Annotated in this window: 10 protein-coding genes; 6 read left to right on the top strand and 4 right to left on the bottom strand. The window is 46.7% G+C overall.

What is annotated here, in order from left to right:
- Positions 1-3 precede the first annotated feature (3 nt).
- Positions 4-570: a dihydrofolate reductase family protein gene (locus L3C95_RS10135; RefSeq protein ID WP_236386560.1), complete on the bottom strand. Its 567-nt coding sequence runs from the start codon at positions 568-570 to the stop codon at positions 4-6.
- Between the two features lie 143 nt (positions 571-713).
- Here L3C95_RS10135 and L3C95_RS10130 point away from each other — a divergent pair, with 143 nt between their 5' ends.
- The gene (locus L3C95_RS10130) at positions 714-1694 is read left to right on the top strand and encodes a GlxA family transcriptional regulator (RefSeq protein WP_236386562.1); all 981 of its coding nucleotides are present in this window, start codon (positions 714-716) and stop codon (positions 1692-1694) included.
- 1 nt (position 1695) lies between these two features.
- Here L3C95_RS10130 and poxB read toward each other — a convergent pair whose 3' ends face one another.
- Positions 1696-3420 (bottom strand): ubiquinone-dependent pyruvate dehydrogenase, encoded by a 1725-nt coding sequence (gene poxB, locus L3C95_RS10125; RefSeq protein ID WP_236386563.1) that lies wholly within the window; start codon positions 3418-3420, stop codon positions 1696-1698.
- 162 nt (positions 3421-3582) lie between these two features.
- On the opposite strand from poxB, the gene L3C95_RS10120 reads away from it, so the two are divergent.
- Together L3C95_RS10120 and L3C95_RS10115 are read left to right on the top strand one after the other, a co-directional pair.
- Positions 3583-4035 carry a helix-turn-helix domain-containing protein gene (locus L3C95_RS10120; RefSeq protein ID WP_236386565.1) on the top strand — a complete coding sequence of 151 codons (453 nt, stop codon included), beginning with the start codon at positions 3583-3585 and terminating at the stop codon, positions 4033-4035.
- Between the two features lie 96 nt (positions 4036-4131).
- On the top strand, positions 4132-4896 hold the full coding sequence (locus L3C95_RS10115; RefSeq protein ID WP_236386569.1) for an SDR family NAD(P)-dependent oxidoreductase: 765 nt from the start codon (positions 4132-4134) through the stop codon (positions 4894-4896).
- Between the two features lie 214 nt (positions 4897-5110).
- Here the strand turns inward: L3C95_RS10115 and L3C95_RS10110 are convergent, their stop codons facing one another.
- Together L3C95_RS10110 and L3C95_RS10105 are read right to left on the bottom strand one after the other, a co-directional pair.
- Positions 5111-5875: an SDR family NAD(P)-dependent oxidoreductase gene (locus L3C95_RS10110; protein ID WP_236386571.1), complete on the bottom strand. Its 765-nt coding sequence runs from the start codon at positions 5873-5875 to the stop codon at positions 5111-5113.
- Between the two features lie 202 nt (positions 5876-6077).
- Positions 6078-6773 carry a LytR/AlgR family response regulator transcription factor gene (locus L3C95_RS10105; RefSeq protein ID WP_236386574.1) on the bottom strand — a complete coding sequence of 232 codons (696 nt, stop codon included), beginning with the start codon at positions 6771-6773 and terminating at the stop codon, positions 6078-6080.
- Between the two features lie 314 nt (positions 6774-7087).
- Here L3C95_RS10105 and L3C95_RS10100 point away from each other — a divergent pair, with 314 nt between their 5' ends.
- From L3C95_RS10100 to L3C95_RS10090, 3 genes are all read left to right on the top strand, one after another.
- Entirely contained in the window at positions 7088-9244 is a 2157-nt protein-coding gene (locus L3C95_RS10100) for a sensor histidine kinase (RefSeq protein WP_236386576.1), read from the top strand.
- Positions 9245-9505: 261 nt separating this feature from the next.
- Complete coding sequence (locus L3C95_RS10095) at positions 9506-10876, top strand: sigma-54-dependent transcriptional regulator (RefSeq protein ID WP_236386578.1); 1371 nt, start codon at positions 9506-9508, stop codon at positions 10874-10876.
- Between the two features lie 245 nt (positions 10877-11121).
- Positions 11122-12156: an alpha/beta hydrolase gene (locus L3C95_RS10090; RefSeq protein WP_236386580.1), complete on the top strand. Its 1035-nt coding sequence runs from the start codon at positions 11122-11124 to the stop codon at positions 12154-12156.
- Positions 12157-12168 lie beyond the last annotated feature (12 nt).

Raw genomic sequence — 12168 nt, 5'->3', positions numbered from 1 at the left:
TCTTTATTGCAGCTGCGGTTTATAGTACAGGATCACCACACCTGAACGGAAGGTCCTGGCTTTCATGAATTGCAGATGGATGTTTTCTTCCATATCCCTGAACAGGGGAACGCCATGCTGTATAAAGACGGGATGCACCCATATCTGGAATTCATCTATCAGGCCCTCCTGTATAAATGATCTTACAATACTGCCACTGCCGTAGATGATCATATCTTTCCCGGGCGACTGCTTCATTTTCAATACCTCTTCTTCAATATTCTCTCTTACCAGCCTGGTATTGCTCCAGGTAGCACTTTCCAGGGTCTGGGAAAAAACGACCTTGTTATGATTGTTCATCATATCTGCATATTCCAGTTCTATTCCGGTGAATGTCTTATTAGGCCAGTAGCGGGCCATTCTCTCATAGCTCACACGGCCCAGCAGAATAGTGTCTGTTTTACCCAACTGATCACAGAAATAGATTGACATTTCGTCGTTCCACAAAGGGAAATGCCAGTCCAGCTCTCCATTGGTCCCGGCCATGAAACCATCAAGCGTAACATTCATAGATACGATTATCTTTCTCATTCAGTTAGAGTTTCTCACTTTCAAAGATACTATGACAAGACAGGTTGGAGGGGGCGTGATCCGGACTTGTAGCGGGGTTGTTTCTGACATCTAATTTTCCTTATTTTTGCCATGCAACCTGTTTATTAAACTGCTGATCCCAGATGAAACACATTTCAATCCTCGTGCCGGATGAGGCTGTATTAGGCACCATCTCTGATACACGTTACATGTTCACCACCCTGAACGAGTTCCTTGAATCGGATGGTAAGCCGGCAATGTTTAAAGTACAACTGGTCGGGCTGACCCGCGAAGTACCTTTGAATCAGGGGCTTTTCTCTGTGCATCCCGATGTGCTGATCCAGGATGTGAAGAAAACAGACCTGATTGTCATTCCCGCATTAAGTGGTAACCTGAAAGCAACCCTGGAAAGGAACAAGGCTTTCATTCCCTGGATCGTTGATCATTACAATAAGGGGGCTGAGGTAGCCAGTCTGTGTATCGGTTCATTTATGCTGGCCGCTACAGGATTGCTGGACGGGAAAGAATGCTCCAGCCACTGGGCTTCTGCGGCAGAATTCAGGGCTATGTTCCCCGATGTGGACCTGATAGATGGCCGGATCATTACAGAGGAACAGGGCTTATATTCAAGTGGTGGCGCCTCTTCCTACTGGAACCTGCTGTTGCATATCGTTGAAAAATATACGGACCGCTCACTGGCTATCAAAATAGCCAAGCTGTTTGCGCTGGAAATAGACAGGAAAACACAGTCCCCTTTTGTCATGTTCAACGGTCAGAAGAAACATGAAGATGAACCTATTAAAAAGGCACAGGAGTTTATAGAAAGTAACCTGACAGAAAGGATCTCTGTGGACGACCTGGCTTCTAAATTTGCTATCGGCAGAAGGCATTTTGACCGCCGTTTCAAAAAGGCGACCAACAATACACCCGCTGAATATATTCAACGGGTGAAGATTGAGGCCGCAAAGAAATGGCTGGAAAACAGCCATAAAAATGTGAATGAGGTCATGTATGAAGTAGGCTATAACGATACCAAGTCTTTCAGAACCGTGTTCAAAAAGATTACAGGTTTATCGCCTATCGATTACAGGAACAAATACAATAAGGAAGCGGTGGTAGCCTGACCTAATCCAGGAAATTGGAGGTCAGGGTATCCCATACTTCTTTTCCGTTGCCGTTAAATACCTGTTTCAACGCATACATACCGAACCCTTTTGCCTGAGAGAACTCTATCTTAGGCGGCATTACCAGTACAGACGGATTCACGACGGCATCTATCAGTACAGGCCCTTCGTGCGCAAATGCCTTTTCCAGGGCAGCGCCTACATTGGCAGGATCTTCCAGGCGGATACCTTTAATACCTATTGCTTCAGCCATACGGGCGAAGTCGGGATTCTTCAGATCAGTACCATAAGGTGGCAGTCCGGCTACCTTCATTTCCATCGCCACAAAACCTAAAGAGCTGTTATTAAACACGATGATCTTCACCGGCAGATTATACTGTGCAATAGTTAGGATATCGCCCATCATCATCGCAAAACCGCCATCTCCTGAAAGAGAGATCACCTGTCTGCCGGGATAGGTCAGCTGTGCTCCGATAGCCTGTGGCATAGCGCTGGCCATAGAGCCATGATTGAATGATCCCAGCAGGCGTTGTCCTTTCTTCATCTGCAGATAACGGGCTGCCCATACCGTTGGTTCTCCCACATCGGTGGTAAAAACTGCATCATCTGCCGCCAGTTGATTGACCATATGCGCCAGGTATTCCGGATGTATAGGCGTTTTATCTGCTTTGCCGGTAGCATGGCTTTCAAGTGATGCACGGCTATTCCTATAGTGCTCCACACACTTATCCAGGTAAGAACGGTCGGTCTTCCGTTTTACCAGTGGCAGCAGGCAATGAAGCGTTTCTTTCACATCTCCCACCAATCCCAGGGCAATATTGCAACGTCTGCCAAGCCGCTCCGCACGAATGTCGATCTGTGCGATCTGTGCACGGGATGGGAACCAGTCCTTGTAAGGAAAATCCGTTCCCAGCATGATCACCAGGTCGCTGTTTTCCATAGCATGGTAGCCGGAAGAGAATCCTATCAGGCCCGTCATGCCTACATCAAAGGGATTATCATATTCCACATGTTCTTTACCCCGTAATGCATGCACCATGGGAGAAAGCAGCTTTTCTCCAGCAGCTATCAGTTCATCATGTGCGCCAGCACAGCCGCTACCACAGAGCAAGGTGATCTTTTCTGACTGATTGATAAGCGCTGCCAGTTTATTTAACTCGGTATCGGAAGGACGTATGGTGGGGCGGCTGATCATCAGGCTGTGTTCCAGGCCGTTGCTTTCCACGGTCTGCATGGCAACATCTCCCGACAGGGCAATCACAGCTACGCCACCCTGCCCAACGGCGCTTTGCATCGCAATCTGTAATACGCGTGGCATCTGCCGGGCAGAGGCGATCGTTTCGCAATAATGGCTGCATTCCCGGAAAAGGGCTTCCGGCCGGGTCTCCTGGAAATAAGAGGTACCTATCTCCGTACTAGGGACCTGGGCCGCAATAGCCAGTACAGGGGCCATGCTGCGGTGGGCATCGTACAATCCGTTAATCAGATGCATATTGCCGGGACCACAGCTCCCTGCACAAACGGCCAGTTTGCCTGTCAGCTGCGCTTCCGCCCCGGCGGCAAAGGCCGCCGCTTCTTCATGGCGGTAATGGATCCATTCTATTTCGTCGTGCTGACGGATCTCGTCTGTAATACTGTTGAGGGAATCTCCCACCACGCCATGTACTCTTTTGACGCCGGCGGCTACCAGTTGTTCCACTATTTGTGCAGCTATCGTTTTGGGCATAAAACAAGGTATTATTTGCTTAAATTTACATTTAAAATCAATGTGTTACAGCTTAGTAAGGATTCTGCCAACAGGAACCGTAACCTGTACAAAAAAACTGAAGCAGTCACCATTTTTGTGCCGGCAGATTGTCTTATACTTGCTCTTTAAAACGTAGACGTCATGATCACAGCGGTATCAACTCCGGCCGGGAATAGTGCCATCTTAAAAGCCATTACAAAGGAAGAGGCAGCGCAGATCAAAATCCCCAAAAAATATATCAGCCGCAAAGAAGAGATCTACCAGGATTTTCTCCGGCTGCTGGACGAGCATCTGGCTGATATAGTAGCAGAGCGGACAGACAAAATGAAGGAGCTCAGGGATTTTGCCGAAGCACTGTTCATTCACCCTACACATCTCAGCAATGTTATCAAAGAACATACCGGCTATCACCCTTGTTTCTTTTATGAAGGAAAACTGCTGAAGCTCGCAAAGGAATTGTTACTGAATAATAAACGCTCAGTAGCTGATGTTGCCTATTTACTTACTTACGACCCTTCTAACTTTACCAAGTGGTTCAAGTCATTTGAAGGTGTAACACCTTCACAATTCAGGCGCTTACACCAGCAGGGTTAAAAAATACTGAAGTAGGTACCATTTATACTGAAGAAGGTACCATAATTCCGGAGCCGCGATGTGCCAACTTTGTACTGTAATCAAACACAGTACAAAATGAAAACGACGAAGAAAATAGCACTCGTAACGGGCGGCAGCCGCGGATTAGGTAAGAATATGGTGATAGAACTGGCAAAGGACGGACATCATATTGTGTTCACTTATAACAGTAAAAAAGACGAAGCACAGAAAGTTATTGCTGAGGTGGAGAAATTTAACGTAGAAGCGATAGCCCTGCAGTTAAATGTAGGCGATAGTAAATCATTCCCCGCCTTTAAAGTCAGCCTGCTGCAGGCACTGAAAGAAAAATGGGATACTGCCAATATTGATTTCCTGGTGAACAATGCCGGTATTGACCGTGCCTCACTGATCTCCGATACAATGGAAGAAGACTTTGATGCTTTGATGAACACTCACTTCAAAGGCACTTATTTCCTTACACAAACATTATTGAATGTGATTGCTGACGGTGGAAGGATCGTAAATATTTCAACCGGTCTGGCAAGATTTGTAACTCCTGGTTATGCTGCTTATTCTTCTATGAAAGCAGCCGTATATAACTTCACAAAATACCTGGCAAAAGAATTAGGCCCAAGAAAGATCAACGCCAATGTGGTAGCACCCGGCATTATTGAAACTGATTTTACCCGTGATGCGCTTGAAAACCACCCAGGTGCAAAAGAGTATCTGTCAACTCAGATAGCACTGGGACGTGTTGGTGTACCCGATGATATTGGCGGTGTTGTGGCATTCCTTTGTAGCGAAAGAGCAAGGTGGATCACTGCGCAGTGTATAGAAGCATCAGGCGGAATGTTTCTGTAAAATGCATGAAACGGTGAATACCGGAAGGCTGTCTGTCATAAACAGACAGCCTTCGCTGCTATTAACAGGGCGCGTTGTAATCATCTCAATAAGCTGGGACGCTGCTGGCAGTGTCCCATATTCAGGCAAACAAATACATTGCGTCAAAGTCTCCGGTATCGATATATCCCTAATGTTTCTATGTTGTATCGTATTTGGGTACACATCTGGAGAATTACAGGTTCATGCCGCCAGATGCCTCAATGCGCTGTGCGGTTACCCAGCGGGCATCCTCAGTGCACAGGAACGCAACTACGCCGCCGATGTCGTCCGGCTCACCAACCCGACCAAGGGCTGTTACCGCCTTTACATTGGCGTTGTACTGTGCATTGTCGCGAATAACACCGCCAGCGAAGTCGGTGGCAATTGCACCAGGAGCAACAGCGTTTACTCTTATGCCGCGTGCCCCCAGTTCTTTTGCCTGGTAACGGGTAAGCGTTTCGATAGCACCCTTCATAGATGCATATGCAGAGTAGCCCGGAGAACTAAAACGAGCCAGGCCACTCGAAACATTTACAACGCCACCATGATCGTTGAGGAAGCCAAGTGCTTTCTGAGTCAGGAAATAGACACCCTTGAACTGAATGTTCATCAGCAGGTCGAATTGTTCTTCGGTGGTGTCTTTGAAAGGAACATTCATGCCAATGCCGGCATTGTTTACAAGGTAGTCAAAACGGTTTACACCAAAGGTGTCTTGAAGAATTCTGGCGAGCTCGGTGAAGAATGATGAGAAAGAATTTACATCGCCAGCATTCAGTTGTAAAGCAGCAGCTTTGCGGCCGGTTTTTTGAATCGCAGCAACGACTTCCTGTGCTTCTTCTTTTTTGCTGTGGTAAGTGATAATAACATCCAAACCCTTTTCAGCAATTTTTAGTGCCATGTTCTTTCCTAATCCACGGCTGGCGCCGGTGATGAGTGCAATCTTGTTTTTTGTTTCCATTTTTATTGGTTTATGTTATTACCTCAAAAATATCTGCGTGAGGTCAGGCGGATAAGCTGCCTTCGTTCAGATACGGTCTTTGCGCGTCAGAAGGTGAATGTGAAACGTTAACGTTAGAAGTCTGTTATCGTCGTTTTGTTCGGTTGTTAAAGCGGAAATGCTCTGGTAGCTGGCCAACCAGACCCGATGGAAACCAGTGCCATTATATGACGTTGATGCGATTAATAAAGTTCCTGCGATACGTGTCGGCTATCGGCACAAAGCGGCCTTCTATAACAAGGCCCCCGTCCTGCAGGCAGTCTATTTTATCAAGGGCCACTATAAACGATCGGTGCACACGAATAAAATTGGTTGCCGGCAGCCGCTCGGCTGCAGTCTTAAATTTAACATGTATCAAATAGTGCCGTTGGCGCATATGTATTTTTACGTAATCGCCCATTGCTTCGGCAAACAGAATATCGTCCAGCTTTAGCTTGCGTATTGTGGTAGAATCACGGATGAAAATAAATTCATCAGTCATGGCCTGAATGCCATGCTCCCGGGTTTGAAGCATTGACCTGGCTCTGTCGATGGCCTGTATAAAACGATTCGGTGGTACCGGTTTTACCAGATAGTCCGCTACGTTGAGCTCAAATGCCTGCACCGCATAGTCATTTTTACAAGTGGTAAAAATGACCACTGGCTTTTTGTCCTGTAGATTCCTTATGAGTTCAAGACCTGACATTTCTGGCATTTCTATGTCCAGCAAGAGCAGATCTACCTTTTGCTCCAACAGGAAATTATATGCCTCAATTGCATTGCTGCATTCGGCACTGATCACGAGGTCGTTAACCATGGTGGCCAGCTGCGCCAGCGTTGCTCTGGCGATCGGATTGTCGTCAATAATTACACAAGTCATCGGTTGCTATGCTTTAATTCGTCATCTTCATTAGCCAATCTGTGTGCCACTCAATAATGTTTTTAGAATCAAAATTTTAAGAGTTGTTCTTTTTAAAATATGTCGACATTTAGATAGTGTTGCCAGCTGGAGCTGTCGATATTTCGGCAGATCGTTTTACTTTTAACGGAAGTCTTGTAATTTGCTGGCTATAAGCGTTTCGGAAAATACCGCTTCATCACAGCATGGACATATGTTTGGGGAAAATTAAGCATGCGGTATCTGTCCATCGCCTGCAGCGGCTTCTGATAGCCGTCGTTGTATCATTGTCGGGAATGTGTTTGAGTATTCGGAATGCGCAGGCGCAGTATACTATAAAACCACCAGTTGTGGCTGCGAGCCAGGTACCGGAACTGATGGCTGAACTTCATGCTCATCCATCTGCGGATGCCCGGCTGAAATTACTGTTGAAGCTAGCGTCTTTTTACACTTATAAGTCTGCCAAATATCCGGCTGATGTGCAAAAAGCAGGTATGTTTCTGCGATCGGCTGATTCGCTTGCCACCATTCTGCATGAGCAATCTGTCCGCAATCAGGTACTGTTGGTAAAGGCTGCCTGGCTTGGATTTCAGGAGCAATATAATGCAGCAGAGCAGCTGGCTGCAAGTGCCGACGACACTACCCATGCGAACATTCTTATAGGTCTCATCTATCGTTACCTCAATCGTCCCGATCAGGGGACACTTCAAAAAAAGATAGAACAATTGTTCGCGCAAGCTGCTTCAATTACTGACTCTGTCCATCATCCGGATTCCTATCTGCTGTTTCGCCGTAATTGGGCTGAACTCCTGATGTGCCGTCATGAGTACGACAATGCGGAGCGGCTTCTGAACGACCTGCTGGCTTTTGGTCGCCGGCGGGGATCAAAACAGTTGCAGGGAGTATACCTTTCTCTATCTCATATAAACTGGGTACTGGGACGTTACGACGTTGCACTGTTCGATGCCCTGAAAGCGGTTGATTATGTAAAAGCCAATGGCGACTCTGCCAGTGCAGGTGCTGTTTACCAGATGTTGGCTATGCTTTTTAGCAGAACAGGGCATCGCGACAAGGCGAAGGAAAACTATGATCGTGCACTGTACTATCTGGTGGAATTTGGTGGAGATACCGGTAGTATCTGGACTAGTCTTGAAAGTGAAGCGTCAGACCTGTTCAAAGAACATAAGTACCAGGAAGCACTGAACTATATCCTGGCACAGGCAAAGGTGCATCCACCTGCCACTTTCCAGGATCAACAGGCTATTCTGGCGCGCATCGGAGATTGCTACCTGAAACTGAAGCAGTATAGCAAGGCCGAAGGATATTTCTTACGGGAATTTGTCAACGCTCAGCAGCGGCAGCCAGGCTCGGAAGAGCCTTTTCACAGGATAGCATTTTTTTACGTTGAAAGCGGTCAATTTAAAAGAGCGCAGCGCTATCTGGACAGTGCCGAGCTGTATTTACCGGGTATGAGCCTGCAGCGCAAAGCACATTTGTATTATATGCGCTTTCTCGCTGATTCTGCAATGGGCAACTACCTCAAAGCTATCCATTATCTCCAGCTGAATCGTACCTCTAATGATACTGTGTTTGAGGATAACAAGGTCAGGGAGATACAGCACTATACAGTGGCTTATGAAACAGAAAAGAAGACCCGGGAAATAAAGCTTCTACAACGAAGTAACGAACTGCATGTCGCAACGCGGCGTCATGCAGAATGGATTCGCAATATCAGTGTCGGGGCCGTAGTCCTTATTCTTGTAGCAATTATACTTTTTTATCGGCAGAACCGCAGTAAGCTCAGGATGGCTGCAACCATCAGCCAAAAAAACTTACAACTGGAACTATTGCTGCGAGAGAAGGAGTGGCTGCTGAAAGAGGTGCATCACCGGGTTAAAAACAATCTCCAGGCAGTGGTAAATCTGCTGGAAATACAGGCTGAGTTTCTGGAAGACGACGCATTGAAAGCAATAGAGAACAGCCAGCACAGGGTATATGCTATGTCACTCATCCATCAGAAACTTTATGCAGATGATGCTATAGCTACTATTAACCTCGCTGATTATATCAGTGAGCTGACTTCCTATCTCAAAGAAAGTTTTGGGCAGGAAGTACCCATGAATATTATATTAGACGTGGAGCCGGTAGAAGTTGGCCTTGATATAGCCGTTCCGCTGGGCCTGATTGTCAATGAATCCGTATCCAATGCTTATAAATATGCGTTCCCGCGTAAAACAGACGACATGGCTATCCTGATCCGCTTAATATTTGCCGGAGATAACTTTGAGGTTGACATCGTGGACAATGGCATCGGCTTGGCAAAAGACCGGCCTGAACGTCCGGGATCCCTGGGATTGAAGCTGATACATGGGCTCAGCCGGGAAATGGGTGCGACCGCAGAACTGTTCAACGACCCGGGGCTACATATCCGCTTACGTATCCCCAAAAAGTAGAAGCCCTGCCAGTAAGCATCATCAAGTTTTGTCTGAGTTTTCTCTGAGCGTCCGGCCGCGAATGACCGAGCCCTTAAAAAAGGAGTCCTGCTCTACTGTCATTCAGACAGAAAACGCAAATGGGAACTCCAACTATCGAAATATCGATAGTTTTTATTTTTGTGTAACGGCATGTAACTTGCCCGGTGTTATGGTTACTGTTCTACACCTGTTTTCTTATTTTTTTGAATCGCGTCACTAACACCATAAAGTAACATTCATTTGAAAACTAAGATTCTGATTGTAGAAGATATGTTTGTAGAGGCACATGCTCTGGAGCGGACGCTTCTCGGCGCCGGTTACGAAGTGTATCCAGTTGCTACTACAGTGAAGGAAGCATTAGCTATCCTGGATCATAATCCTGTCGATATGGTGTTGTTGGATATTTTTTTAAAGGGAGACCTTACCGGCATTGATCTGGCTCACCAGCTCAATCAGCGGGGAGTTGCTTTCATTTACCTTTCTGCCAGCTCTAACAAGGCAGTCCTTGAGCAGGCAAAAGCTACCCATCCATATGGCTTTCTGGTAAAACCCTTTCGGAAAACAGATGTATTGGTAACCATGGATGTTGCCTGGTACTTGCATCTTCATAAAAGACATACGCCAAAGCCGGATATCAACCGCTCTGTCAGTACCGGTGTCAATCTAAAGGAAGCTCACATTCGTCCCTGCCGTATTGTAGGTGACAGTGAAAAAACGAAGGAGCTTATTGAACAGATACGTATCGCAGCCAGTTCGGGCATATCTGTTCTTATCCTTGGAGAAACCGGCACTGGTAAAGAATTGGTGGCGCGTGAAATCCATGAACAATCATCCCGGCGTGACAAACCATTCATAACAGTGAATTGCGGCGGCATTCCCGCTTCGCTTGTAGAGGCAGAACTATTCGGACATGAACGGGGTGCGTTTACCGGTGCACAAACCCGCCGTATTGGAAAGTTTGAACAGGCTGACGGTGGTACAATTTTTCTGGATGAAATTGGTGAGTTACCCATTGATCTACAGTCAAAGTTTCTGCGCGTACTACAGGAAAAAGAAATTGAGCCTATCGGCGGTAAACTTAAAAAGATCAACGTGCGTGTGCTGGCTGCCACCAACCGCCACCTTGAAGATGAAATTTCAAAAGGAAGATTTCGTATCGATCTGTATTATCGACTGAGCGTATTTCCGTTACTGGTGCCGCCGTTACGTGAACGCAATGGCGACATCCCCCTCCTCGCGGAACACTTTATTAAACGCTACGCACAGGAGCTGGATAAGCCTATGACCGGTATTACCGACGGTGCTATGGAACAACTGCTGAAGTATGACTGGCCAGGTAACATCCGTGAACTTGAAAATGTAATCTTCCGCAGCGTTCTTATCAGCCCCGGTGCGATGGTTGACCGCCTGCCTATGCTCAACACAAAGGCCGCTGAGACGGAAGCCGAAAATCTTTCTATGTCTGCGCATGACCGTAACCATATTTTAAAAGTTTTGGGCAAATGCAACTGGAAGGTGGCCGGAAAAAATGGGGCTGCGGCTATGTTAGATCTGAAAGTATCAACACTCACTTCCCGTATGAAAAAACTGGGCATAGTACGACCCAGGTAATTTCCACATAGACATTTTTAGAAATAGCCTGTATCAAAACGTGCGATACAGGCTATTTTTATTTATATACCTGATGGCGTCAGGAGCGCTTTTATATGCTTGTACACAGGCTTGTTGTTTTGCCATATTCTGTTTTCCTGTGCCTTTAACCCCAACTCAACGTGTCTGAAGGCCAGTTCAACGAGCCGCATTTACGTACGTTCTTCCACAGCCATAATTTCACATCAGCAACAAAACAATAAACAATGAAACTCAAAAAAATTGCTATGACAATGTTGGTAGGAATTGCTATGAAGGCTAATGCGCAAAAAAATGATCCAGGCGTGGATCCGCGTATTGATCCCCAGATCCGGGTTTTTCTCAAAGGGCTCAATGATGCCGGTAAAGGCCAGCCTCCGATTTATAAGCTGCCGGGCACGGGTCCTGCTGACGCTTTAACTGCGCTGCAAAATCAGACACAAGTAGATCTTTCAGGCATTGAGGTGACGGAAAGAGTAATTACGCAAGATGGTATCAGCGTACCGGTACATATTGTCAGACCGGCGGGCGTTACGGGAACATTGCCTGTAATAGTTTTCTACCATGGAGGTGTATGGCTGGTAGGTAATTTTGAAAACCATAAGCGCCTGGTGCGCGATCTGGTAGTAGGTACAAATGCTGTAATCGTATTTCCTGACTACACACTTATTCCCCAGGCAAAGTATCCTACCCAGATCAACGAAGCCTATGCCACCCTGCAGTGGGTAGCGGCACATGGCGCCGAGATGAATGTTGATCCTGCCCGCCTTGCTATTGCTGGTAACAGTGTTGGCGGTAACATGTCAGCCGCCATTGCACTGATGGCAAAGGACAAAAACGGTCCTGCTATCAAAATGCAGGTACTCTTGTATCCCGCCGTGGGCGCAGACTTTAATACTGAATCTTATAAGGAGTTCGCTGATGGTCGTTTCCTGACGCGTGACTTCATGGAATTTGGTTGGAACCTATATGCTCCTAACGCTGCAACCCGCAAAGAGCGCTATGCCGTACCAATGGTAGCTACCAAAGAACAGTTGACGGGACTACCCCGCACCCTGATACAAACCGCTGAGAATGATCCTTTACGTGATGAAGGTGAAGCATACGGTAAAAAATTGCGTGAAGCTGGTGTTAACTGTGTTGTAACCCGTTACGTCGGTGTGATTCATGACTTTGGCATACTCAACGGCATCAACAAAGTTCCCGCCGTACAGGAATCTGTAAAAGAGGTGGTTCGCCAGCTGAACGAAGCGCTGAAGTAATATCAGTGCAAT

Source organism: Chitinophaga filiformis (assembly GCF_021646545.1).
Lineage (GTDB): Bacteria > Bacteroidota > Bacteroidia > Chitinophagales > Chitinophagaceae > Chitinophaga > Chitinophaga filiformis_A.
This window is presented reverse-complemented; position numbering and strand designations above follow the sequence as displayed.